The 23,815-nt window shown below is 44.7% G+C and carries 21 protein-coding genes, 1 tRNA gene and 1 other annotated feature; of the genes, 9 read left to right on the top strand and 13 right to left on the bottom strand.

Features of this window, described 5'->3' with window-relative positions; all coding sequences use genetic code 11:
• Positions 1–9: 9 nt before the first annotated feature.
• A complete protein-coding gene (locus R7Z10_RS09460; protein ID WP_005376774.1) occupies positions 10–1,269 on the bottom strand; it encodes a dicarboxylate/amino acid:cation symporter in 1,260 nt (419 codons plus the stop codon).
• Positions 1,270–1,812: 543 nt separating this feature from the next.
• On the opposite strand from R7Z10_RS09460, the gene R7Z10_RS09455 reads away from it, so the two are divergent.
• Positions 1,813–3,354, top strand: a complete 1,542-nt coding sequence (locus R7Z10_RS09455) for a long-chain fatty acid--CoA ligase (RefSeq protein WP_005376776.1) — start codon at positions 1,813–1,815, stop codon at positions 3,352–3,354.
• Positions 3,355–3,480: 126 nt separating this feature from the next.
• Here R7Z10_RS09455 and R7Z10_RS09450 read toward each other — a convergent pair whose 3' ends face one another.
• The 8 genes from R7Z10_RS09450 to R7Z10_RS09415 all read right to left on the bottom strand — a co-directional run bounded on the left by R7Z10_RS09450 (position 3,481) and on the right by R7Z10_RS09415 (position 11,427).
• Positions 3,481–4,176 (bottom strand): Crp/Fnr family transcriptional regulator, encoded by a 696-nt coding sequence (locus tag R7Z10_RS09450; RefSeq protein WP_005376777.1) that lies wholly within the window; start codon positions 4,174–4,176, stop codon positions 3,481–3,483.
• A gap of 196 nt (positions 4,177–4,372) precedes the next feature.
• Positions 4,373–5,179, bottom strand: a complete 807-nt coding sequence (gene trpA / locus R7Z10_RS09445) for a tryptophan synthase subunit alpha (protein WP_005376778.1) — start codon at positions 5,177–5,179, stop codon at positions 4,373–4,375.
• Positions 5,179–6,369, bottom strand: a complete 1,191-nt coding sequence (trpB, locus tag R7Z10_RS09440; protein WP_005376781.1) for a tryptophan synthase subunit beta — start codon at positions 6,367–6,369, stop codon at positions 5,179–5,181. The genes trpA and trpB overlap by 1 nt, the downstream gene beginning before the upstream one ends.
• Positions 6,370–6,433: 64 nt before the next feature.
• Positions 6,434–7,873 (bottom strand): bifunctional indole-3-glycerol-phosphate synthase TrpC/phosphoribosylanthranilate isomerase TrpF, encoded by a 1,440-nt coding sequence (gene trpCF / locus R7Z10_RS09435; RefSeq protein ID WP_318104708.1) that lies wholly within the window; start codon positions 7,871–7,873, stop codon positions 6,434–6,436.
• Positions 7,874–7,886: 13 nt separating this feature from the next.
• A complete protein-coding gene (trpD, locus tag R7Z10_RS09430; RefSeq protein WP_041058298.1) occupies positions 7,887–8,897 on the bottom strand; it encodes an anthranilate phosphoribosyltransferase in 1,011 nt (336 codons plus the stop codon).
• 37 nt (positions 8,898–8,934) lie between these two features.
• On the bottom strand, positions 8,935–9,543 hold the full coding sequence (locus R7Z10_RS09425) for an aminodeoxychorismate/anthranilate synthase component II (RefSeq protein ID WP_054577683.1): 609 nt from the start codon (positions 9,541–9,543) through the stop codon (positions 8,935–8,937).
• 16 nt (positions 9,544–9,559) lie between these two features.
• Positions 9,560–11,125, bottom strand: coding sequence for an anthranilate synthase component 1 (locus R7Z10_RS09420; RefSeq protein ID WP_318104706.1), 1,566 nt, complete (start codon positions 11,123–11,125; stop codon positions 9,560–9,562).
• A 126-nt stretch (positions 11,126–11,251) separates the two neighbouring features.
• Positions 11,252–11,355 (bottom strand) — a sequence feature (Trp leader region).
• Positions 11,302–11,427, bottom strand: coding sequence for a trp operon leader peptide (locus R7Z10_RS09415; protein WP_005376787.1), 126 nt, complete (start codon positions 11,425–11,427; stop codon positions 11,302–11,304). It overlaps the preceding feature by 54 nt.
• A gap of 95 nt (positions 11,428–11,522) precedes the next feature.
• On the opposite strand from R7Z10_RS09415, the gene R7Z10_RS09410 reads away from it, so the two are divergent.
• Together R7Z10_RS09410 and R7Z10_RS09405 are read left to right on the top strand one after the other, a co-directional pair.
• The gene (locus tag R7Z10_RS09410; protein WP_318104704.1) at positions 11,523–12,380 is read left to right on the top strand and encodes a PHP domain-containing protein; all 858 of its coding nucleotides are present in this window, start codon (positions 11,523–11,525) and stop codon (positions 12,378–12,380) included.
• A 59-nt stretch (positions 12,381–12,439) separates the two neighbouring features.
• Entirely contained in the window at positions 12,440–13,060 is a 621-nt protein-coding gene (locus R7Z10_RS09405; protein ID WP_005376791.1) for an L-threonylcarbamoyladenylate synthase, read from the top strand.
• Between the two features lie 93 nt (positions 13,061–13,153).
• Here R7Z10_RS09405 and R7Z10_RS09400 read toward each other — a convergent pair whose 3' ends face one another.
• Positions 13,154–13,864, bottom strand: a complete 711-nt coding sequence (locus R7Z10_RS09400) for a calcium-binding protein (RefSeq protein ID WP_005376796.1) — start codon at positions 13,862–13,864, stop codon at positions 13,154–13,156.
• A gap of 565 nt (positions 13,865–14,429) precedes the next feature.
• Here R7Z10_RS09400 and rluB point away from each other — a divergent pair.
• On the top strand, positions 14,430–15,368 hold the full coding sequence (gene rluB / locus R7Z10_RS09395) for a 23S rRNA pseudouridine(2605) synthase RluB (RefSeq protein WP_005376798.1): 939 nt from the start codon (positions 14,430–14,432) through the stop codon (positions 15,366–15,368).
• A 187-nt stretch (positions 15,369–15,555) separates the two neighbouring features.
• Here the strand turns inward: rluB and R7Z10_RS09390 are convergent, their stop codons facing one another.
• Positions 15,556–15,876 carry an HI1450 family dsDNA-mimic protein gene (locus R7Z10_RS09390; RefSeq protein WP_318104702.1) on the bottom strand — a complete coding sequence of 107 codons (321 nt, stop codon included), beginning with the start codon at positions 15,874–15,876 and terminating at the stop codon, positions 15,556–15,558.
• 2 nt (positions 15,877–15,878) lie between these two features.
• On the bottom strand, positions 15,879–16,445 hold the full coding sequence (yeiP, locus tag R7Z10_RS09385) for an elongation factor P-like protein YeiP (RefSeq protein WP_005376801.1): 567 nt from the start codon (positions 16,443–16,445) through the stop codon (positions 15,879–15,881).
• Positions 16,446–16,639: 194 nt separating this feature from the next.
• On the opposite strand from yeiP, the gene R7Z10_RS09380 reads away from it, so the two are divergent.
• The gene (locus R7Z10_RS09380; protein WP_017635724.1) at positions 16,640–17,407 is read left to right on the top strand and encodes an elongation factor P; all 768 of its coding nucleotides are present in this window, start codon (positions 16,640–16,642) and stop codon (positions 17,405–17,407) included.
• Here the strand turns inward: R7Z10_RS09380 and R7Z10_RS09375 are convergent.
• Positions 17,404–19,767, bottom strand: a complete 2,364-nt coding sequence (locus R7Z10_RS09375) for a DNA polymerase II (RefSeq protein ID WP_318104700.1) — start codon at positions 19,765–19,767, stop codon at positions 17,404–17,406. The genes R7Z10_RS09380 and R7Z10_RS09375 overlap by 4 nt on opposite strands.
• Positions 19,768–20,194: 427 nt before the next feature.
• Between R7Z10_RS09375 and uvrY the strand changes: the two genes are divergently transcribed.
• The 4 genes from uvrY to R7Z10_RS09355 all read left to right on the top strand — a co-directional run bounded on the left by uvrY (position 20,195) and on the right by R7Z10_RS09355 (position 23,813).
• Positions 20,195–20,839 carry a UvrY/SirA/GacA family response regulator transcription factor gene (gene uvrY / locus R7Z10_RS09370; protein WP_005386783.1) on the top strand — a complete coding sequence of 215 codons (645 nt, stop codon included), beginning with the start codon at positions 20,195–20,197 and terminating at the stop codon, positions 20,837–20,839.
• A gap of 1 nt (position 20,840) precedes the next feature.
• Positions 20,841–22,673 carry an excinuclease ABC subunit UvrC gene (gene uvrC / locus R7Z10_RS09365; protein ID WP_080773718.1) on the top strand — a complete coding sequence of 611 codons (1,833 nt, stop codon included), beginning with the start codon at positions 20,841–20,843 and terminating at the stop codon, positions 22,671–22,673.
• Between the two features lie 46 nt (positions 22,674–22,719).
• Positions 22,720–23,277 (top strand): CDP-diacylglycerol--glycerol-3-phosphate 3-phosphatidyltransferase, encoded by a 558-nt coding sequence (gene pgsA / locus R7Z10_RS09360; RefSeq protein ID WP_005394805.1) that lies wholly within the window; start codon positions 22,720–22,722, stop codon positions 23,275–23,277.
• Between the two features lie 462 nt (positions 23,278–23,739).
• Positions 23,740–23,813: transfer RNA gene (locus tag R7Z10_RS09355), tRNA-Cys, on the top strand.
• Positions 23,814–23,815: the final 2 nt, after the last annotated feature.

The following is a 23,815-nucleotide window of genomic DNA, read 5'->3' as shown; positions in this document are numbered from 1 at the left end:
AAGAAAGGGTTAGGCTTCTTGCTTTTTTAGCTCAGCTTCTGCTGTTTCTTCTTCAATTAGCGCATCAACGATAACTGCACATGCAGCATCACCTGTGATGTTCAGTGCTGTACGAATCATATCGAAAATACGGTCAAGAGCGAATAGCAGCGGTAGACCTTCAATTGGAATGCCAGCGGCAAGAAGCACGGCAACCACTAGGAAAGAAGGGCCAGGAACACCCGCTTGACCAACCGCACCCAATGTAGACGTTACGATAATTGCAATGTAAGCGCCCATGCCTAGATCGATATTGAACAGTTGAGCAAAGAAGATAGCAACCAAGCCATAGTAAATCGCATTACCTGACATGTTGATCGTTGCGCCTAGAGGCAGAACAAATGATGCAGTTGAATTTTTTACGCCCAGCTCTTTTTCACAGGTGTCCATTGTGACAGGCAGTGTTGCCATAGAAGACGCTGTTGAAAGCGCAACTGCTTGCGGTTTCTTCATTGAAGACAGGAATTTCTTCGCAGATGTCTTCGTGAAAACATGCACCATTGCTGGGTAAACAACGAAACCGAAGATTAGGATGGCGGCAACGTAAACAACGAACAGTTTAAACACCACCATTAGCGCACCAAAACCGAACGTACCGACGGCTTCTGCCATCAGACCAAATACACCGATAGGTGCAATGATCATTACTTTATTGATCATCCAAACCATTGCGTCAACGATGCAGTTAACACCATTGATGATTGGTTCACGACGTTCTTTTGCTTGCTTAGAAATCGCAATACCAAAGAACATACAGAAAACGAGTATCTGTAGGATGTTTGCTTCATTTAGTGATTGGAAAACGTTGGTTGGGATCATACCAGTGATGGTTGCCCAGAAAGTAGGTAGTTCACCTTTTGAAGCGTATTCTGCTGAGAACATGCCTTCAACGCCAGAGACGTCGATACCCATGCCTGGTTGGAATACTTCACCCATAAATAGTGCAAGCGCAACGGCTAGAGCGGATGTTAAACCAAAATAACCTAGAGTGACGATGCCAACTTTACCTGCTGACTGGCTGTTCCCAAGACCAGCGGCGCCAGAAATCAAGGCTACAGCGACCAAAGGAATAACCAACATTTTGATTAAGTTGATAAAGATAGCACCTAAAGGAGCGAACACTGTCGCATCATGACCCATCATGGCACCAACGGCTGTGCCCACGATCATGGCGATTACGACTTGTACGCCAATGTTGTTTAGCAAACTCTTTTCTTTTAACACTTCCATAACCTCTGTGCTAATAAAATGTAAAATCCTAAAATTACCCACTAACCATAAATGGATTTACGGATAATTATCTCGCCTTGCTTTTTACACTTATCGTTTACAATTGGCAATATGCAGCAAGGTATTATTGATGGATTAATCGATATTTTATTGACGAACGATAAAGTTTTGTTCAATGGCAAACGTTTGCTATTTATTTTTCTTATAAGTGTCGCGCTTAGGATTGTTCAAGTTTATTTTTCTTTATTTGTTTTCTTTTTGTTAATTTTAACCGCTTTTGTATTTGCTATTGCAGTCAGAGTTTTTAGTGACTTGGGTTGATATTTATAACAATTCATCTCTTTCAAGCTCACACTTTTATTAATTTGCCTTCTGAAATGTTAATTGCTTTACATTCTTAGTCCTGATTGCGTTGTAAACATAATGTTAAATGACAATGACTGGTGAGACTCAAATGCTGACGATCCAGTGTTAAGGATAACTTGCTTAGTTAATGCTCCTGAGCTGATTAGACGAGAAAGACAAGTAAGAGGTAAAGATACTATGATGAATCTTGCTGCTGCGTTACAAAGAAATGCTGCGAGTAAACCAGATAAAACGGCGTTGATATGTGGCGCTGAAAAGATAAATTATGAGCAGTTTGATGCGGTCGCCGGCAAGATCGCAGCGTCTTTAATCAATAAAGGCGTAAAGCCAGGTGACCGCGTTGCGATTTCATGCCCAAACAATCCTTTTTTCGCGTTTGTTTATTATGCAATACAAAAAGCCGGCGCGGTTGCAGTCCCATTAAATGTGCTTTTGAAAGCGCGAGAAATTAAGTATCACTTAGAAGATTCAAAAGCGAAGTTTTATTTCTGCTTTGAAGGGACGAAAGAACTGCCAATGGCAAAAGAGGGCGTCAAAGCCTTTGAACAAGTCGATACATGCGAAGGCATAGTCGTACTGACTCAATCTCAAGATGAAAGCTATTGGAATGGTGTAATAACTCTCAATGCGTTTATAGCCGATGTCCAACCGTTGCCGGATTATATACCGCGTAATGCGGATGATACTTGTGTGATTTTGTATACATCAGGGACGACAGGCTTACCAAAAGGCGCTGAGCTGACTCAGCAGAACATCATAATGAACGCTCTGGTGGCACAAAACATTATGGGCAGCCAGGCCGATGATATTCACTTAGTAACTTTGCCTTTATTTCATACATTTGGTCAAACCGTCCACTTAAATGCTAGTGTTTTGGGCGGGGCAACATTGGTGTTAGTGCCTAGGTTTGAGCCTAAACATGTTCTTGAGCTGGTGGAAAAACGTAGGGTGACGATATTTGCTGGTGTACCAACGATGTACATCGGTCTGCTTCATGTGCAGCATCAATTTGATACCTCGTCATTGCGTGTTGCAGTAAGCGGTGGTGCGCCATTACCAACCGAAATCTTTCGAACCTTTGAAGAAACATTTAATGTGCCGATCTTAGAAGGGTACGGCTTGTCGGAGACAAGTCCTATTGCATGTTTTAATCATTTGGATCAGGAGCGTATACCAGGCTCGGTAGGTCAACCGGTTCAAGGCGTCGAAGTAAGAGTTATCGACATTGAAGGCAATGCACTACCGATAGGCGAAGAAGGTGAGATTGTTGTGCGTGGTCATAATGTTATGAAGGGATATCTTGATCGCCCAGAAGTTACTGAATCTGCGCTACAAAATGGTTGGTTCCATACTGGTGATGTGGGCCGCTTTGACAGTTCAGGTAATTTATTTATTGTCGATAGAATGAAAGATCTGATCATTCGAGGTGGATTTAATGTTTATCCCAGAGAAATTGAAGAAGTTTTCATGACTCATCCTGCAGTTTCAATGGTCGCGGTGATAGGGATTCCAAATGAAGAGTATGGCGAAGAGATAAAAGCCTACGTTGTACTTAAACCAAAAGAATACATTGACGCCGATTCATTACAAAAGTGGGGTAAAGAGCAATTAGCCTCGTTTAAATATCCTCGTTATGTCGAAATTCGTGAACACCTCCCGATGAGTGCGACAGGAAAGATTTTGAAACGTGAGTTGAAATCTGAATTGAATATAGCTTAGTCAATTCAATGGTTTTTGTGTCACAGTGCCACTTGCCTAAGCGCAAATGGTGTTGTGCTCTTGACCAATTAGATGCATAAGTTTTTTAGCTATCGTTAGACAATACTTAGCGTTTGTTGAATGGATCTATTGCTCGAGTTCTTTAAAGTATTCTTCTAAGCGTTTCGGATTGGTAATGGTTACTGAGCCATAGTTTAGCTCTAGCATCCCGATACTTTCTAGTCGTTTTAGTATCTTGTGTACGCTCTGACGAGTTAGCCCCATCATGTTAGCGATATGTTCTCTTGTTACCCTGACAACGCATGGTCGAGTATCGATCGCTTGATTAAGTTGGTATTCAGCAAGCAGCAGCAACCTTTTGGCGACTCGTTCTTCAATTCCTCTAATCGCGTCATCTTCGATAACAGAAATAGCAGACCACAAGCGGCGGCTAAGTAAGTCGAGTATAGTGGGGTAACTTTGAGGGTATTTGGCGAGTAATTGGCGAAATTTATCTCCAGGAAGCTCCATTACAGTCACGTCAGAATGAGCGGTCGCACCAAAAATACGAGGCATGCCGGGAGAAAAAACATTGTCTCCAAACCAACCACCAGCTTCGAAAATCATCAGTGTGACTTCTTTGCCTTTTGAACTAATTGAGTTCACTCTCACTGCACCTTGAGCTATGACCATAAGAGAAGATTGAAGCGCACCTTTATTGCAAATCAGTGCTTTTTCGTCGAAGCAGCGAACCTTAGTCATTTGCGCTGCTTCACTAAGCCCTTTATCTGGCAGCCCTGATAGTACAGGACATTTGGCTAGCAGTGTTTTGACTTCTTCCATGTAGCAACCTTACTGCACATTGCTTTATTGAGTTAGTTAAGTTACCCAAGCTTAACACTCTTTGAGTGCTCTGCTTGAGATAGATTTGGAAAGTGCGGGCGTTGAACAAAAAATGACGTGGTATAAACGCGATAGTAAGAAAACGCCCACTAAACATAATGTTAAGCGGGCGTTGTTGTGTCATATCAAACTGAAATTATTTTTGAGTGGCAGCTTTCATTGCAGAAACGAATTCACCTAGCTTGTCGAGCATAATTTGTGGCTGCTCAACGTTCGCTTCAATGATTTTTACCACGGCTGAACCAGAAATTGCACCAGCCGCACCAGATTCTAGTGCTTGTTTCACCTGTGCAGGCTCAGAGATGCCAAAACCAAGTAGCGCTGGTGGTGCATCAAATTGGTTCAGTCTATCGAGCATATGACCTACAGGCATGTTTGCTTTGGTTTCTGCGCCAGTAACACCTGCACGAGAGAGTAGGTAAGTGTATCCGCCACCCAACTCTGATACTTGCTTCAGTGTTTCATCACTTGCCGTTGGTGGTGCGATGAAGATTGGGTGAATACCAAACTTTTCTGCAGCAGCAACAAATTCAGCACTTTCATTAGTTGGTACGTCTGCAATCAAAACAGAATCGATGCCTGCTTTTGCACAACGCTCATAGAAGTTCTCGATACCACGAGAGTAAACAAGGTTCGCGTACATCAGAAGGCCAATAGGCAACTCTGGGTACTTAGCTCGGATCTTACCGATTTGCTCGAAGCAGATATCTGGTGTTGCACCTGAATCTAACGCGCGAATGTTAGCGCCTTGGATAGTTGGGCCATCCGCAAGAGGATCTGAGAATGGAATACCGAGTTCTAGGGCATCTGCGCCCGACTCAACCAATGTTTCCATGATTTTGTAAGACTGCTCTGCGTTTGGATCGCAAACCGTTACGAACGGTACAAATGCGCCTTGGTTCTTTTCGTTTAGGCGCGCAAACATCTTCTCATAACGGCTCATTAGATCGCTCCTTTTTCTTCTAGGATGGCATGTACAGTGAAGATATCTTTATCACCACGACCTGACAGGTTAACAACCAGCAATTGCTCTTTTTCTGGATTCTCACGTGCCATACGCAGTGCGTGTGCCACGGCGTGAGAAGATTCAAGTGCAGGGATGATGCCTTCATGGCGGGCAATCTCTTGGAATGCTTCTAGCGCTTCATCGTCTGTCACGTTGTCGTATTCAGCACGGCCAATTGCGTTTAGGTGTGCGTGTTGTGGACCAACTGAAGGGAAATCAAGGCCAGCAGAGACCGAGTAAGACTCTTCAACTTGGCCGTTAGGATCTTGCATCAATGGCGCTTTCATGCCGAAGAAGATGCCCGTTTTACCGTGTTTAAGTGGTGCACCGTGTTGGTCAGTATCGATGCCTTTACCTGCTGGCTCAACACCAATTAGGCGAACGCTTTCTTCTTCGATGAAGTCAGCAAACATACCAATCGCGTTTGAACCACCGCCCACACATGCGATAACCGCATCAGGAAGACGACCTTCACGTGCCAAAATCTGATTCTTCGTTTCTTCACCAATCATGCGTTGGAAGTCACGCACGATCGTTGGGAATGGGTGAGGACCTGCCGCTGTACCTAGTAGGTAGTGCGCGTCTTCATAAGTTGCAGACCAGTCGCGTAGCGCTTCGTTACATGCATCTTTAAGTGTCGCAGAGCCCGAGTGGACAGGGATAACTTCTGCGCCCATTAGTTTCATACGGAATACGTTCGGGCTTTGACGCTCAACGTCTTTTGCACCCATGTAAACGCGACACTTAAGGCCAAGCAGCGCACACGCTAGTGCAGTTGCTACACCGTGTTGGCCTGCGCCTGTTTCTGCGATGATTTCGTTTTTACCCATGCGTTTTGCAAGCAGCGCTTGACCCAACACTTGGTTGGTCTTGTGCGCGCCACCGTGAAGTAGGTCTTCACGTTTTAGGTACAGTTTGGTTTTCGTACCTTTGGTTAGGTTACGAGTTAGAGTCAAAGCCGTTGGACGGCCCGCATACTCTTGAAGAAGCGTCATGAATTCGCTGCGGAATTCTGGGTCTTCTTGCGCGTCGATAAACGCTTGCTCTAGTTGCTCCAGTGCTGGAACTAGAATTTGCGGAACGTACTGACCGCCGTATTCGCCAAAGTAGGCATTCAGTTTTGCCATCGTTATATTCCTTCTCGTATTTTTCGCTACGAATAGCTTTAAATTTTTTAGCTGATATCCAGCTTTAGTAGTTGCGAATAGCAGTGAATGCCGCGAGCAACTTCTGTGAATCTTTTTTGCCTGGTGCGCTTTCTACACCAGAGTTTAAATCTAATCCCAAGCAACCTAGTGTCGCTGCTTGTTGAGCATTTTCTGGCGACAGTCCGCCCGCTAGCATAATTTGACTTGGGTCGCCGATCAGTGACCAGTCGAAAACTTGACCAGTTCCGCCGGTTTGAGTGCCAACTTGTGCATCTAATAGGTGACGGTCAATGTTTTCTGCAAGTAGTTCTGGCTTGGCATCAGTCACGCCGTAAGCTTTCCAAATTTCTACCGCTGCTGGCAGTTCGGCTTTAAGTTGGTTTACGTAAGCTTGGTCTTCTTGACCGTGCAGTTGCACCGCTTTTAAACCCAAAGAGGTCACGACAGAAGCAACAAAATCGATATCGTGATTTTGGAAAACGCCCACGTAGTTCAGTGGAGCGCCGCTCATGGTTAAGCGCGCACCTTCAAGGTCAACCGCACGCTTCGACTTCTCGACAAAAATCAGGCCACCAAATACCGCGCCAGCTTGATATGCTTTTGCTGCGTCATCTGGATGCGTTAAGCCACACACTTTGTTTTCGCCTAAGGTCACTTTACGTACAGCAAGTTCTAAGTTGTCTTCTGCCATCAGTGAACTACCAATCAAGAAGCCGTCTGCGTATTCCGCTAAATCACGAACTTGTTGATGCGTATAAATGCCAGATTCTGAGATTACTGTTGCGTTAGGAGCCAGTTCGCGAATGGTCGGTGCCAGTTCTTTAGTACGATTCAAATCAGTACTTAGGTCGCGAAGGTTACGGTTATTAATGCCGATAACGCGTGCGCCTAGCTTAACGGCACGATGAAGCTCTTCTTCGTTGCTGACTTCGGTCAAGATACCCATGTTCAGGCTGTGCGCCGCTTCCTCTAGCGCTTTGTACTCTTCGTCATTAAGGACAGAAAGCATCAGTAGCACGGCATCAGCACTGTAATGACGTGCTAGGTAAACTTGGTAGGTATCTACCATGAAGTCTTTGCACAGAACCGGTTGTTTGACTTGACCGCGCACTTGAGGAAGAAAGTCAAAGTTACCTTGGAAGTACTTCTCGTCTGTTAGGACTGAAATCGCATCTGCGTGGTTGTTGTAAACCGACGCAATGTAATCCAAGTCGAAGTGATCACGAATCAAACCTTTAGAAGGAGATGCCTTCTTACATTCTGTGATGAATGCCGTCTTTTCGCCACTCAGAGCATCGTAGAAGCTGCGGTCCGATGGCAGTAAATCAGACTGAAATGTGCTTAGCGGCTGAGACACCTTACGGTCTGCTACCCACTGATATTTGTCGCGGACAATTTTCGCCAGTACTTCTGCCATTTCTGCTTCTTTCTTAGAAACGTGTTCAGACAGGTTGTCAGCTTGCTGAGTGTTGAAGTCAGTCATCTTCTGCAATTCCTTAAGCGTGTGCGGCAAGTTGTTGTACCAATTGGTACGCCTTGCCTGAATTCATTGCCTCAATCGCTTGTTGCGTGTTGGCTTTTAAATCTTCGTGGCCGAATAGACGCATGAGCAGAGCAACGTTCACCGCCACTGCGCCCAATTGTGCGTCTGTACCTTTACCCGTCAGAATATTGGTAATGATCGCTTTGTTTTCTTCAGGATCGCCACCTTTGATTGCTTCTAGTGGGTGCGCTTCTAGACCGAAGTCTGCAGGCGTTAATTTGTATTCTGTGATCTTACCGTCTTTGATTTCAGCAACGGTTGTTTCGCCGTGAATCGCCACTTCATCCAAACCACTGCCGTGTACTACAGCGGCGCGCTTCATACCCATTTGTAGCATGGTTTCTGCGATAGGACGAACCAGTTCTTCACTGTAAACGCCCATCAATTCGATGTTAGGACGAGCAGGGTTAATCAGTGGGCCAAGAATGTTAAAGATAGTGCGTGTTTTCATGGTTTGACGCACTGGCATCGCATGTCGCACACCACCGTGGTACTGAGGTGCAAATAGGAAAGCAACACCGATATTGTCTACCGCTTTGCGCGTATCGTCTGCGCTCATAGCTAGGTTGATACCAAATGAATCAAGAAGGTCAGAAGAACCCGATTTGCTCGAAACGCTGCGGTTACCGTGTTTCGCTACTTTTAGACCACATGCTGCAGCAACAAACGCCGCAGTGGTTGAAATGTTGATGGTGTTGTGACCGTCGCCGCCAGTACCTACGATATCTGCGAAATCATAATCTGGACGAGGGAATGGGTTTGCATTTGCCAGCAGCGCTTTTGCCGCGCCTGCTATTTCATCCGGTGTCTCGCCTTTGATTTTTAGTGCAGTCAGTGCTGATGCCATCAAAATTGGGTCTAGTTCCCCACGGATAATGATGTCGAATAGCTGTTGGCTCTCTTCCTGAGTAAGCGATTCTTGCTCGTACAGTTTGGTAATAATAGGGTTGATGATTGCTTCCATATTTCCTCTCCTAAATTTCTTATGTGCCAAGTGCTTTTTACGCAGTGAGTGGGTTCGCTGAAGTTTGTTCTTCTAGTGCCCATTCAATGGCATTGGCCAACAGTGTTGCTCCGTAGGTCGTCATAATAGATTCCGGGTGGAACTGGAACCCGCAAACTTTATCTTCTTCATGTACAACAGACATGACCAAGTCATCCACTTCTGCTGTGATGGTTAGGCTCTCAGGAACCTTGGTCGCAACCAGCGAGTGGTAACGTGCAATTGCAAGTGGTGATGGTAGGTTTTGGTAAATCGCATGGTTTTGGTGCTCCATCATAGAGACCTTACCGTGAATGATTTCGCCCGCGCCAGCAACAGTACCGCCGTACGCTTCAACAATTGCTTGATGACCAAGACAAATGCCGATCATCGGTACTTTGCCTTTCATACGTTGGATAAGCTCTGGCATTGAGCCTGCCTCTGACGGTGCACCAGGACCTGGTGACAGCAGAACCACCGGGTTTTCAAGCTCGTTTATCGCTTGTTCAATGGTTTCTGCTGGAATGTTGTTTCGGTAAATCTTGACTGAGTGACCTAGCGAGCGGAATTGATCCACAAGGTTGTAGGTGAACGAGTCAAAGTTGTCGATAAAAATGATATTAGCCATCTCTGAACCCTATTCCTTATTGTGACTTATGCGCTGCTTGGATAGCAGAGATTACCGCTTGTGCTTTGCCGCGCGTTTCGTCTGCTTCCGCTTGCGGATCAGAGTCGAACACTACGCCTGCACCAGCTTGAACTTGAGCAATGCCGTTCTCAACGTACGCTGAGCGGATCACGATACAAGTATCTAATGTTCCTTCGCCGGTAAGGTAACCCACAGCACCGCCGTAGCTACCGCGTCGTGCGCCTTCTACATCGCGAATCAACTGCATTGCACGAATCTTAGGTGCACCAGTTAGCGTGCCCATGTTCATACAAGCTTGGTATGCGTGTAGCGCGTCTAGGTCTTCACGCAGTTGACCAACTACACGAGATACCAAGTGCATTACGTGGCTGTAACGGTCGACTTTTAGAAGGTCTGCTACGTGGCGAGTGCCAGCTTGAGCAATACGAGCGACGTCGTTACGTGCTAAGTCAACCAACATCATGTGTTCTGCGTTTTCTTTCATGTCGGTACGCAGTTCAAGTTCGATGCGGCTATCTAGGTCGAAATCAATCTCGCCGTTAGGGCGCTTACCGCGGCGACGAGTGCCTGCGATTGGGTAGATTTCAATTTGGTTGGTATCGGTTTCATACTTAAGCGCGCTTTCTGGTGATGCGCCAAACAGAGTGAACAGCTCATCTTGCATGTAAAACATGTAAGGGCTTGGGTTACTTTGTTTCAGTTCTTTGTAAGCCGCGAGTGGAGAAGGGCAAGGTAGAGTGAATCTACGAGACGGTACAACTTGGAATACATCGCCTTTCACTACGAACTCTTTTAAGTCGCGAACGGTTTGGCAGAAGTCTGCATCAGACACGCTAGGTTCTACCGTTACATCTGTTATTTGCTCTGCACTCGGCAACAGTTTTGGCGCTGCACACTGGACGCTAATTTCTGCAATACGAGTCTCTAACGTTGTTTTCTCTGAACCATCAACAAACAACGTCGCTTGAAGCTGGCAAGATTCCGTTTGATGGTCGACAACAAGTAGTGTTTCCGCGACGTAGAAAACGTAATCTGGACACTGATTTGTTACTTCGGCATTACCAAGCGGCTCAAAGTTTGCGACTAAGTCGTAGGCAAACAGACCACCAAGGAAAATTGCGTGTTTGTCTTGCTGTGAAATATCAAAACTATGCTGAACCAAACGCAGCGCATCGAAAGAAGAGGCTTCACGTAGGCGAGAGTCTTCATCTAACGTGTCGCATGGCTGGTTAAACTGCAAAGTTAGCGTTTCGCCATCGAACTTGCTCTCAACGTCACCACGGATGTTCTGGTTTAGGTGAGACAGTAGGTTTTTACCGTTATTGGTCAAGGCGTGCATGCTAACGGTATGGCCGAAGCAAACAATGCGAACCGCTGAATCTACGATCAGCAGGGATTTTAAATTTTGCTTTGAATCGATCTCAGCAGATTCCAGCAATAGGCTGTCAGTTTTGTTCTCACATAGTGTGTGGAACAAGCGAGTCGGGTCTTGAGTATAAGGGACGGAAGCCGTTAGCACTTCAAGCTGTCCAAGTTTCTTAATTTCAATGGCCTTGTTCACAAGACCTCCTTGTAGCTGTTTAAATCTTCCTGCCGTACATAGTCGCATAAAGCAAACGTTCTCCCAATCTAGAGTTGGCTATATTCGATTAATGTTTAGGCAGTTGAATGTGAAATGAGCAACAAAACAAAAAAGCCCGCTTAAGTAGCGGGCTTTACAACGTTTGGTTCTATAAACTAGAAGTATACGTTTGCCCACCAAGAACTAGTCCAAGTGCGCCACCAAGCAAGATCTGATGAGTTTGCCTTATTAAGACAAACCGCAACTTTCGCTTTTTGGTTTTGGTTAAATTCTTGTAACATGGTGAACCTTAAATTACGTACTTTGTATTTGTGTACTAGTTAACTAGTGCGAGAGTAAAAAGTCAACCCCAAAACGGCATTAAAACGATAAAAATATGAGAATTGATTTACATAGTCACACCACTGCATCGGACGGTCGGTTAGAGCCTAAAGATTTAGTGGAAAGGGCGCTGAGTTTTGATATCGAGGTTTTGGCGATCACTGATCACGATACGGTTGACGGTTTGGCGTTAGCTAAGCAATACGTTCAAGATAATAATTTGCCGATAAAAATCATCAATGGCATTGAGATATCGACCGTCTGGAAAAACAAAGACATTCATATTGTCGGCCTGAATATCGATCCGGAAAATGAACAATTATCTGCCCTCATAGAACAGCAGAAGCAGCATCGCATAACACGATCTGAGTTAATTGCAGAGCGACTACAAAAAGCAACTCGAGTAGGTGTGCTTGAAGAGGTAAGGCAAATCGCCGGTGATGCTCCAGTGACAAGAGCGCATTTCGCGAAATGGTTGGTAGATAATGGTTACGCAAAAACCATGCAAATGGTGTTTAAAAAATACCTAACGCGTAATAACCCAGGTTATGTACCACCGAATTGGTGTTCGATGAAGGATGCGGTTGATGCTATCCATGCGGCTGGTGGAATGGCGGTATTAGCGCATCCTGGTAGATATAAGTTGACAGCGAAGTGGATTAAGCGTCTTCTAGCAGCGTTTGTCGAAGCGGGTGGTGATGCGATGGAAGTTGCACAGCCACAGCAAGCGCAACAAGAAAGGCGCAACTTGGCTGATTATGCTATACAATACAAACTATTAGCCTCTCAAGGCAGTGATTTTCACTACCCATCACCGTGGATGGAGCTAGGAAGGAACCTATGGTTGCCTGCTGGCGTCGAACCAGTTTGGAAAGATTGGGGAATAGATCCTTCGTTGAATAATACTCAGTAATACGAAGTCGAGAACCCATAAAAATATAGAGCCGAGAGGCTCGATAATGAGGAATTACAATGAGCCAGTTTTTTTACGTTCACCCAGAAAACCCACAGGCTCGCTTGATTAATCAAGCAGTAGCAATCATTCGTAACGGCGGCGTTGTGGTTTACCCTACTGATTCAGGGTACGCACTTGGCTGTCAGTTGGAGAACAAACAGGCACTGGAACGAATCTGTCAGATTCGTCGTCTGGATGATAAGCATAACTTTACTTTACTGTGTCGTGATTTGTCGGAGCTTTCTCTCTATGCGCGAGTGGATAACTCTGCATTCCGACTGCTGAAAAATAACACACCAGGTCCTTACACCTTCATCTTCAAAGGCACAAAAGAGGTGCCGCGTCGTTTGATGAATGCAAAACGTAAGACCATCGGTATCCGTGTTCCAGACAATCAAATTGCCTTGGACTTGTTGGAAGCATTAGGTGAGCCGATGATGTCTACGTCGTTGATTCTACCTGGCAGTGACGTAACAGAATCTGATCCAGAGGATATTCGCGATAAACTAGAACATGCGGTTGATGTGATTCTTAATGGCGGTTACCTAGGTGAACAACCTACGACTGTAATTGACTTTAGCGAAGGTGAACCTGTTGTGGTTCGTTTGGGATCTGGTGACCCTGCACCATTCGAATAGTAGACGCACACCACCGTCAAACAAAATAGGAGGCATCGCGCCTCCTATTTTAGTTGTCATATCGAATATCTCATTGAACTTAACTGATTGAGGTTAAGCGAAATCGAAAATGTCGATACCATTTTGTTCTGCATAGTTGATGTATGCAGAGCTCACACCGTTTAGTGTCACTTCAACATTGTATTCATCACTTGAGAATACTGCCCAGCCACATTCATTGTAAGATAAAGTCAGATCATCCGCTGAATCCAAGAACGTATCTCGAATGCCATCGTTATCAGTGTCTCGGCCCATATCAAAGACAAGTTTGTCATGGAAAATATTAAAATCGACAATGTCGGCTTTGACATCAATATCGTTGGAAGATACTGGCTGATCAGGTACACCAATAGCCAGGCGGTTTGTAAGCACGAAGGTGTCGTCTCCACAGCCACCGCTCAGTACTGATTCACCATCACCAACAACGAGTGTGTCGTTACCCCAGCCACCACTCAAGTAGTTGTTGCCTGAATAATCAAAAATTGTGTCGTCGCCACAGCCACCAAAGAGTTTGTCGTTTCCTAATCCGCCGGATAGGAAATCGTTTCCAAAGCCGCCAGAAACAAAGTCGTTACCTCGGCCACCAAGCAAGGTATCGTCTCCCCAGCCACCGAAGACAATATCATTACCTCCGTATCCTACAAACTTATCATCACCACAGAAGCCGAAGAAAATATCGGTTGTTTCAGAGCCTTTTGTGCCTGTCATATCGTCATCTTGAGATGTCCCAAAAATCCAATTTAGGTCGAGATTTAGCATAGACATTGTTCTATTCCTTTTTGTCTGATTTATGCCAATCGCCGAGAGTGCAGAGCGAACCTAGTGAGTCAGAGTACACGATAGCATTAGTGTTATTTTTGATGTGAACTAATGACTTAAAGACAATTTTTGTCTTGTTACCCACGACCTTGCTTTGCTATGAGCGCTCATTGTCTGCGGTGATTGGTATTACTTAGCAGCAAACAGGGACGGCTTATTTTTCGTTGCTTTCTAGCAATACGAACAGTAAACACACCCCAAGTGGTTATTGTTGTAACCCTGACAATTTTATCAGGTACCGCGTGGTTAAAGTGGTTCAGGAAGACCGATATTAGTGGGATTCTCGTTGAGCAATGCCTGCTTTAAGTAGTAAAAAAGTTGCAGAATAGGACAAATATTTCGGTCATTTTTGAAGTGAATTTTGGTGTGGAGAATGGCGCCGATTTAGCTTACATTAACTAAGAAAGTTACGTATAATGTCCGACCGAAAAATCCCACTGAAATGGGTAAATAGCAAAATACAGACCAATCCTGGTCTAGACGTCTGTGAAGACGACACATAGGTAGATAAATGAGCGAAAAGTTACAAAAAGTATTAGCACGTGCTGGTCACGGTTCTCGTCGTGAGATTGAATCGTTAATTAAATCTGGTCGCGTTAGCGTGAACGGTGTAGTCGCTAAGCTTGGTGAAAGACTTGAAGACGAGAGCAGCGTAGTTCGTATCGATGGTCACATTGTCTCTGCAAAGATTCAAGAAGAAGTGATTTGTCGTGTACTTGCGTACTACAAACCTGAGGGTGAACTGTGTACTCGTCACGATCCAGAAGGTCGTCGTACTGTTTTTGATCGTCTGCCAAAAATTCGTGGCTCTCGTTGGATTTCAGTTGGTCGTCTGGATGCGAACACTTCTGGTCTTCTACTTTTCACAACGGATGGTGAACTGGCGAACCGCTTAATGCACCCAAGCCGCCAAGTTGAACGTGAATACCTAGTACGTGTGTTCGGTGAAGTAACTGAACAGAAAGTTCGTAATCTAGTAAAAGGTGTTGAACTGGAAGACGGTTTAGCTCGCTTTGAAGATGTTGTTTACGCGGGTGGTGAAGGCATGAACCACACGTTTTACGTTGTTATCAACGAAGGTCGTAACCGCGAAGTTCGTCGACTATGGGAATCGCAAGAGTGTACCGTTAGCCGTCTGAAACGTGTTCGTTACGGCGACATCTTCTTAGACAAGAAACTGCCTCGTGGCGGTTGGATGGAGCTTGACCTGAAAGAAGTAAACTACTTGCGTGAGCTTGTAGAGCTTCGTCCAGAGAAAGAAACCATGCTTGATCTGAACAAAGACAACACGTCACGCAAACGTGAGCGTGCACGCAGCCAAAAAATTCGTCGCGCAGTTAAGCGCCATGAAGAGCGTGTTAACACACCAAAAGGTCGCAGCAACAACCCTTCTCGTCGTAAGCCGAAGAAGACTGCTGGTGACCAAGGCGCACGCAACAAGCATCGTTAATCGATAGCAAAACATCAGAAAGGCTTGCCAATTCGGCAAGCCTTTTTCTTATCTGTTACATAACAAAAGGATCTAAAGCCGATATAGAGCAGGGTGTTTTGGATAAACAAATATCTCAGCTAAACAAAAACAGCAGATAAAAAAATACCAGCACTAGGCTGGTATCTTTGTTCATGATGAAGAAACGTTAATCGCGTTTCCAAAGCATATGGCAGAACTTATGTTCAGGGTCTCGGCTGATTAGCATACGAGCAAATACGTCATCAAGAACGTCATTTTCCTCATTTACTAGGCCGATACGAACCTCTGCATATACTTCTTTGTCGATCTCGAAGCCAACATGTTCAACCCAGTCATCACCGGTTTCAACAAGTTCTGCGGCACCACGATCTTCAAATTGCGCAGTAAACAGAATCACGTCAGCAGGCTCTAGGTTATCTGGAGCCATCTCAAGGAAAATGTCGTACGCTGCGTCGATGACGTCGTCGTAAGAAAACAAATCAGACATGCTTATGCTCGGCTCATGTATTTACGTTCAGCTGTGTTAATGATAACACGGTCACCAGTTGCAATGTACTCAGGAACCTGGATGACAAGACCTGAAGCGAAGCGTGCTGGTTTAGTACGAGCAGATGCAGAAGCACCTTTGATTGAAGGGTCAGTTTCTTCAATCACTAGCTCAACAGAAGATGGTAGTTCAATACCCACTGCAGCACCGTTAACAAGGATAATGTGGATACCTTGTGTATCTTCGTTGATGAACAGCATGTCGTCTTCAACTTCATTGTGCTTGAATGTGTATTGTGAGTAGTCTTCGTTATCCATGAAGATGTGCTCATCTCCGTCAGCGTATGAGTACACAACTGCACGTTTGTTCATTTCTACCGTTTCAACAACGTCATCAGACTTGTAACGCTCATCTACACGTGCGCCCGTGTTTAGATCTGTACAACGCATTTTGTAGATTTTAGCGCCGCCACGACCGCCAGGAGTCGTTACTTCGATGTCTTTAACTAGAAGAGTTTTACCATTAGACTCGATTGCGAAGCCTTTTTTGATTTCACTTGCCTTTGGCATTGTATATTCCTATTCATACTTATTAAGCAAAACTCGGTGATTATAGCGCTAAGTTAGCCGCCTAGCATTAAAATTCATTGCAGAAATTTGTTGTTACTCCCATGACTAAACACCTGAATGGACTTGATTCAGTGAGTCGGCTAAGAGAACATATAGTCCAACTTCTTGAACCATCTGAGAACACGTTTTAAGTCATGTCTCTGCCTGTTATCGATCCTAAACAACCATTTCAACCAGAGTTTGCGCCTTTAATTAGGGAAGTCACCGCTTGTCTCAAAGGTGGACTGGGGCAAAACTTACACAGCGTTTATGTATACGGTAGTGTTGCTCGCAAAACAGCGATCGTTGGGAAGTCGAACTTAGACTTGGTTGTCGTTACTCAATCATCCTTTGAGCACAATCGCGCGACTTTGCTCAACACAATTAAGTGGCGTGCGCAGCAGAGTTACCCTCACGTTAATGGTGTATCGGTCCGTACAGCCTTAGTGAGCGAAGTGGCTAATTTAGATAGTATTTTTACTTGGGGCTTTATGCTTAAGCATTGCTGTGTCTGTGTTTATGGTGATGATCTAGCAGACTGCTTCGGTGATTACGTCCCAAGTTGGGAAATTGCTAAGCACTGGAATATGGATGTGGAAGATTGGATTACGGTGTATCGCAAAAAAATCGTACAAGCGAAGACGATAGAAGAGCAGGTGGCCGCCCAGCGCGTGATTGCAAAAAAGTTACTAAGAGCGTCATACTCTTTGGTGATGTATCGAGATAAACGTTGGTTTGATGACCCTATACAATGTGGCAAGGTATTCTTAACTTATCATCCTGAAAAGCAGCTTGAGATCGAGCGGCTAGAAATTTTACTTTCTGGCCGGGGTATTCCCAAGCGTTCTGTTATCGGGCTAATTGATGCGTTTGGTGATTGGTTAGTCAAACAGTACCAGAAAACAGAGTTTCGTATCGGCTAAAACAACCCCATTTGTGGCGCTGAAAGCCTGTCAAAGTCCGTCCCAATGAAAGGGAGAATCGCATCCGCAACGGGTTTGAGTTGTTTATCAATGTAATGTTGATAATCAATCGGGCTATTGAGGTACTCATAAGGTTCAGGGCCGTTCACGGTAATAATGTATTCAATTCGCCCTTTGTTTTGATACTGTAATGGGCGGCCAAGCTTGGCATTTATCTCATCGGCTAAACGAGCTGCACGCACTTGTGGCGGGACGTTCTTCTGATACTCATGCAGTTTTCTTCGCAGTCGCTTTTGATACACCAACTGTTCATCAAATTCACCGTTGTTAGTTTTCTCAACCATCTCTCGGACATAGTCGCTTGGATCTTCACCATGGAAAATCATGCTATAGAGTGTATTTTGAAATTTCTGTGCTAACGAGGTCCAGTCAGTACGGGCACTTTCTAACCCTTTAAATACAATCCGTTCTTGCTTTCCTTCACCGATTAAACCCGCATAGCGCTTTTTCGAGCCAGTTTCTGCGCCACGAATCGTTGGCATAAGGAATCTGCGATAATGGGTTTCATACTCGATTTCCAACATAGATGTTAGGTTGTACTCAGAACGCAGGTGTTCTTGCCACCAAGAGTTGATGTAATCAACTAGTTGATTTCCAACAGCGTCAGCTTCTACTTGACTGTATGGTCGATTCAACGACACGAATGTGGAATCCGTATCGCCGTAAATCACTTGATATCCTTGCTCCTCAATCAGCACCTTAGTTTGCTTCATGATTTCATGTCCGCGCATGGTAATACTAGAAGCTAACCGAGTATCAAAGAAACGACATCCCGATGAGCCCAGTACGCCATAAAAGGAGTTCATGATGATTTTGATTGCCTGAGAAAAAGCTTTTTCATTGTTCTTCTTTGCCACATCACGTGCTGCCCAAAGCTTTTCAATCATTTCTGGTAAAAAGTGTTTCGTACGATGGAACTGCCCACCGCGAAAGCCAGGTACAGCCTGATTTTCTTCTTTTCCAATATCGAGCAATAACCCCTCAACTAAACCCATAGGATCAATCAAGAAAGAGCGAATAATCGATGGATATAGACTCTTAAAATCCAATACTAAAACAGAATCATATAGGTTAGGGATGGAGTCCATCACGTAACCGCCGGGGCTGGCAATCCAATTTTCAGGGTGTAGGTTCGGAGCAACGTAGCCTGCTCGGTGTACCTGAGGCATGTATAGGTTTGTGAATGCTGCAACCGAACCGCCGACACGATCCAGTTCGACACCAGTGAGACGAGAGCGCTCTATTGCAAAGTCGAGCAGGTGAGTGTGATTGAAAATCTTATTCACTAACATGCAGTCTTGTAAATTATATTTAGCCAGCGATGGTTTGTCGGAGCGGTACATACGATTGATCTCATCCATGCGGTCATGAACGTTGTGGATTTCTTTCCCTTCCCCTAAGAGTTCTTGAGATACAGACTCTAATGACCAAGACCGAAAGTGATAAGTCGCCGTTTTTAACGTATCGATACCGTCCATTACAACTCGCCCTGGAATGGAAATAAACCCTTGTTGGCTTTGAGATGAACTTCTGAAAAAGCTGGCTTGGTCTGCTCTACCAAGCATTAGCTTCATGTTGTGCCATTCTGCTCGTTTGTGTAGCAGACGAAAGTCAAAATCAATGACGTTCCAACCGACAATGACATCGGGGTCGAATTGTTTAAACCAAACGATGAGTGCTTCTAGAAGCGCTTTTTCATCCTTAACCCACTGTATCGGTGTCTCCGAAGGTTCTGGTTCTCCGATCATGATAACGCGGGAATCCATGACGCTGTCTAATCCGATTGAGTAAAGAATGCCTTTCTCAGAGCATTCTAGATCTAACGAGACAACGTTTAACTTCGGCTCATATTGCCCCGCACGGCATTTTGCGCTCTGGACGCGTTGGTAGCCATTGGTGCGAGTCACATTGCCTGTAAACTCGATACTGCCTTTGATAAAACGCTCCATTAGGTAGCGATCGGCGAGGCGAATATCACTTTCATACGTAGTGATATCTTTTTGAGCGAATGTGTCTTTGAGTGCGAGAGCGTCTCTGGTTACATTGGTATAGCAGGCAGCAAGAGGCGTATGTTCAAACGTTTTGAGATCCAAAAGGCGGATGTCGACGAATATGTTTTTTTCTCGTGCGAGTGTTTTTGCTTGCTCTGAGTGTTTCTGAGCGATGAAAAATACTGGCTTCTCACCATTAATAATTAACTGAGTAGGACCTGCTTCTGTCGAAAGCCACAGCTCGATTTGAGTTTGACCTTTGATGTCTCGTGCCTGTCGAGTTAGCAGGAAGCCTTGTTGAATATTCAAATGTGAGAAACCTTAGAAAACTTGAAGAACGTTAGTTTAACACTAAGAACTGTAAAAATAACCAGTAAAGAAAGCGTCTCAAATTTTTGCTGGAATTAGTGATTACAAGTTAGTCTTTGGTGCAAGAGGGACAGTGTCATTTTAAGTTATAGCGTGTTTCTCTGGGCAATATGAAACCTAGTTACTTGATTTATTGTACTTAATGTTGTTAATTGTCTTTTCTTAGATTTCGGTTCTGCTCATCACGCTCTAAAATAATAGAGTGGTTTATGAATAAGTTCTTGCTAAAGTTTGCGTTTCAGCACATATTCATAGAAAGCAATTTTTTGTCGATTACGTTAGTATATAGGCAGTCATACTGATATCCACATTTAACAAATAATGGTTATGTGGGTGCAGAACCAATACAAAGTGTGGAGATACAAGTTTGATAAATGTTTTCCTTGTAGATGATCACGAGCTGGTTCGCACAGGGATACGACGTATTATTGAAGACGTCCGTGGAATGAACGTAGCAGGAGAAGCTGACAGCGGTGAAGATGCAGTAAAATGGTGTCGCAGTAATCATGCTGACGTCGTTTTAATGGACATGAACATGCCAGGAATTGGCGGCTTGGAAGCCACTAAAAAAATTCTTCGCGTGAATCCTGATGTGAAAATCATCGTACTTACCGTTCATACAGAAAACCCGTTTCCAACCAAGGTGATGCAGGCAGGTGCGTCTGGTTATTTAACCAAAGGTGCTGGCCCTGACGAAATGGTGAATGCGATTCGTGTAGTTAATAGTGGGCAGCGTTACATCTCGCCAGAGATTGCGCAGCAGATGGCATTGAGTCAATTTTCTCCAGCCTCTGAGAACCCTTTTAAAGACTTATCCGAACGTGAATTGCAGATCATGCTTATGATCACCAAAGGCCAAAAGGTAACGGATATTTCTGAGCAACTTAATTTAAGTCCAAAGACAGTCAACAGCTATCGCTACCGACTCTTTAGTAAATTGGACATTAATGGTGACGTTGAGTTAACTCACTTAGCGATTCGCCACGGAATGCTGGACACCGAGACCCTTTAGCGTGAATCCTCCCTTCGATTCGGCTTCCTTTCTCAAGACAGTAACTCATCAGCCCGGCGTTTACAGAATGTACAACGCCGAAGCTGTTGTAATCTACGTAGGTAAAGCCAAAGACCTTAAAAAGCGCCTTTCAAGCTACTTTCGAAAAAAAGTAGACAGTGAGAAAACTCGCGCGCTTGTCAGTAATATCGCCAAAATAGACGTCACGGTGACTCACACTGAGACAGAAGCGCTGATCTTAGAGCATAACTACATCAAGCAGTATTTACCGAAATACAATGTGTTGCTGCGAGATGATAAGTCTTACCCTTATATCTTTATTAGCGGTCATAAGCACCCACGGCTTTCTATCCACCGTGGCGCCAAGAAGCGCAAAGGTGAATATTTTGGCCCCTACCCAGATTCTGGTGCAGTAAGAGAAACATTGCATTTGCTGCAAAAGATATTTCCTGTGCGCCAGTGTGAAGACACTGTCTATTCCAACCGAACGCGCCCATGTTTGATGTACCAAATTGGTCGCTGTGCAGGACCATGCGTTAATACCATCATTTCTGATGAAGAATATGCAGAGTTGGTTGGCTTTGTGCGCATGTTTTTGCAAGGCAAAGATCAGCAAGTACTCAAACAACTGATCGAGAAAATGGAAGTTGCCAGTCAGCAATTGCGCTTTGAAGATGCCGCTAAATTTCGCGATCAAATCCAAGCGATTAGGCGTGTTCAAGAGCAGCAGTACGTCTCAGAAGACAGCATGGATGATATGGATGTACTCGGGTTTGCTCAGGAGAATGGTATCGCGTGTATCCATATCCTGATGATACGCCAAGGCAAAGTGCTTGGTAGCCGTAGCCATTTTCCGAAAATCCCACAAAATACAAGCCAGCAGGAAGTGTTCGATAGTTTTCTGACTCAATATTATTTGAGCCATAACGAAGCACGTACAATTCCTTCTCGTATTATTTTGAATCAAGAGTTGGCAGAAGATATTGCGCCAATACAGAAAGCGTTAAGTGAAGTGGCAGGGCGTAAGGTTCATTTTCATACGTCGCCAACTGGCTCTCGAGCAAGGTATCTCAAGCTTTCGAACACGAATGCACTAACGGCGATTACCACCAAAATCAATCACAAGATGACGATTAATCAGCGTTTTCATGCGCTTCGCGAAACATTGAAGTTGGAGTCTATAGCTCGAATGGAATGTTTTGATATCTCCCATACGATGGGGGAAAGCACGATTGCCTCATGTGTTGTGTTCAACAACGAAGGCCCCGTAAAGCAAGAGTATCGTCGCTACAACATTACTGGGATTACCGGTGGTGATGATTACGCAGCAATGGGACAAGCGTTGGAGCGCCGTTATTCGAAGCAATTGGACGTAGAGAAAATTCCCGACATCATCTTTATCGATGGCGGTAAAGGTCAGTTAAATCGTGCGCATGACATCATTTCGCAGTACTGGGGGGATTGGCCAAAGCGTCCTATCATGATTGGTATTGCAAAAGGCGTTACTCGCAAACCAGGTTTAGAAACGCTGATTACAGTCGATGGGGACGAGTTTCATTTACCAAGCGATGCTCCTGCGCTGCATCTTATTCAACATATTCGTGATGAAAGCCATAACCATGCTATAGCGGGGCACCGTGCTAAGCGAGGTAAAACTAGACGTACGAGTGCACTCGAAGGGATTGAGGGAATCGGCCCTAAACGACGTCAGGCGTTACTCAAGTACATGGGTGGGTTACAAGAACTTAAACGTGCAAGTGTCGAAGAAATCGCCAAAGTACCGGGAATAAGTCACTCTTTAGCAGAAATTATTTTCCAAGCATTGAAACAATAAGGAAAATCGCGCAACATTAAGCCGCAATGTGTAAGAGAATAATAAAATGCGTTTGAATATCCCGAACATTCTGTCTCTTCTTAGACTGTTCCTAATCCCTGTTTTTGTGGTTGTCTTTTATCTACCTTATTCATGGGCACCGTTTGCAGCAGCAATGGTGTTTTGGGTAGCGGGTTTTACTGACTGGCTTGACGGCATGTTGGCCCGTAAACTTGGCCAAACTTCTCGTTTTGGCGCGTTTATTGATCCTGTCGCTGATAAAGTGCTAGTGGCAACGGCATTGATTTTAATCACGGAACATTATCATTCAATTTGGGTGACCATTCCTGCGGTAACGATGATTGCGCGAGAAATCATTATCTCAGCATTGCGAGAATGGATGGCTGAAATCGGTAAGCGAGCGAGTGTTGCGGTATCTTGGGTTGGCAAAGTAAAAACTGTTTCGCAAATGTTCGCCTTATGGGTGTTGATATGGCGTTACGATGAATGGATGGTTTGGCTAGGCTTTGCGGCCTTGTATGTGGCAACTTTCTTGACATATTGGTCAATGATTCAATATTTAGCTGCTGCGAAAGACGATCTGTTGAATGAAGAGCACCATTAAATTCTGATGTTAGAAAGCAGGCTTAGTAGCCTGCTTTTTTGTATCTAAGGCAATCTACAGCATTTTTTGCTTCTCTCGCTTTTCAATGCTTGTTAACGGCCATGCTTGCAACTTGTATCTGGGGCTTTTGCTTCGATAGAGTTCCATTTGTGATCTAAGTCTTGTTTTTGTCCTTGGAGAGTCTTAGAGAGGCGAGTCTTCTGATTATTAATACTTCAATGCACGCAACGCACGGCCAGCAGTGTAAGGCGTAGCCAAAGTTTTATGATAAACAAGTGTATTTAAGCGATTTTTAGTATTAAAACTAAGCAATCCATCGTCTTTCGCACAAATTCTAGTCAAACGATTTAAAAAAATAAAAATAGTGTTGACTCGATCGCTCGAATCCGTAGAATGCATCCCGTACCCAAGAGAGCACGGCTCGAAAGGGTGGTGAAAAAGCTTAGCTTTATTCACAAATGAGGCGCCTTGGCAGAGTGGCTATGCAGCGGATTGCAAATCCGTGGACCTCGGTTCGACTCCGGGAGGCGCCTCCATT

This window comes from Vibrio sp. Vb1018 (genome assembly GCF_033338775.1).
Taxonomy (GTDB): domain Bacteria; phylum Pseudomonadota; class Gammaproteobacteria; order Enterobacterales; family Vibrionaceae; genus Vibrio; species Vibrio alginolyticus.
Note: the sequence above shows the minus strand (reverse complement) of the source record. Positions and strands in the feature narration are given on the sequence as shown.

What these genes read in the sequence shown, in the direction of transcription:
- R7Z10_RS09460 (WP_005376774.1), bottom strand. Translation starts at nt 1,269, where the DNA reads ATGGAAGTGTTAAAAGAAAAGAGTTTGCTAAACAACATTGGCGTACAA.
- R7Z10_RS09455 (WP_005376776.1), top strand. Translation starts at nt 1,813, where the DNA reads ATGATGAATCTTGCTGCTGCGTTACAAAGAAATGCTGCGAGTAAACCA.
- R7Z10_RS09450 (WP_005376777.1), bottom strand. Translation starts at nt 4,176, where the DNA reads ATGGAAGAAGTCAAAACACTGCTAGCCAAATGTCCTGTACTATCAGGG.
- trpA (WP_005376778.1), bottom strand. Translation starts at nt 5,179, where the DNA reads ATGAGCCGTTATGAGAAGATGTTTGCGCGCCTAAACGAAAAGAACCAA.
- trpB (WP_005376781.1), bottom strand. Translation starts at nt 6,369, where the DNA reads ATGGCAAAACTGAATGCCTACTTTGGCGAATACGGCGGTCAGTACGTT.
- trpCF (WP_318104708.1), bottom strand. Translation starts at nt 7,873, where the DNA reads ATGACTGACTTCAACACTCAGCAAGCTGACAACCTGTCTGAACACGTT.
- trpD (WP_041058298.1), bottom strand. Translation starts at nt 8,897, where the DNA reads ATGGAAGCAATCATCAACCCTATTATTACCAAACTGTACGAGCAAGAA.
- R7Z10_RS09425 (WP_054577683.1), bottom strand. Translation starts at nt 9,543, where the DNA reads ATGGCTAATATCATTTTTATCGACAACTTTGACTCGTTCACCTACAAC.
- R7Z10_RS09415 (WP_005376787.1), bottom strand. Translation starts at nt 11,427, where the DNA reads ATGTTACAAGAATTTAACCAAAACCAAAAAGCGAAAGTTGCGGTTTGT.
- R7Z10_RS09410 (WP_318104704.1), top strand. Translation starts at nt 11,523, where the DNA reads ATGAGAATTGATTTACATAGTCACACCACTGCATCGGACGGTCGGTTA.
- R7Z10_RS09405 (WP_005376791.1), top strand. Translation starts at nt 12,440, where the DNA reads ATGAGCCAGTTTTTTTACGTTCACCCAGAAAACCCACAGGCTCGCTTG.
- R7Z10_RS09400 (WP_005376796.1), bottom strand. Translation starts at nt 13,864, where the DNA reads ATGTCTATGCTAAATCTCGACCTAAATTGGATTTTTGGGACATCTCAA.
- rluB (WP_005376798.1), top strand. Translation starts at nt 14,430, where the DNA reads ATGAGCGAAAAGTTACAAAAAGTATTAGCACGTGCTGGTCACGGTTCT.
- R7Z10_RS09390 (WP_318104702.1), bottom strand. Translation starts at nt 15,876, where the DNA reads ATGTCTGATTTGTTTTCTTACGACGACGTCATCGACGCAGCGTACGAC.
- yeiP (WP_005376801.1), bottom strand. Translation starts at nt 16,445, where the DNA reads ATGCCAAAGGCAAGTGAAATCAAAAAAGGCTTCGCAATCGAGTCTAAT.
- R7Z10_RS09380 (WP_017635724.1), top strand. Translation starts at nt 16,640, where the DNA reads ATGTCTCTGCCTGTTATCGATCCTAAACAACCATTTCAACCAGAGTTT.
- pgsA (WP_005394805.1), top strand. Translation starts at nt 22,720, where the DNA reads ATGCGTTTGAATATCCCGAACATTCTGTCTCTTCTTAGACTGTTCCTA.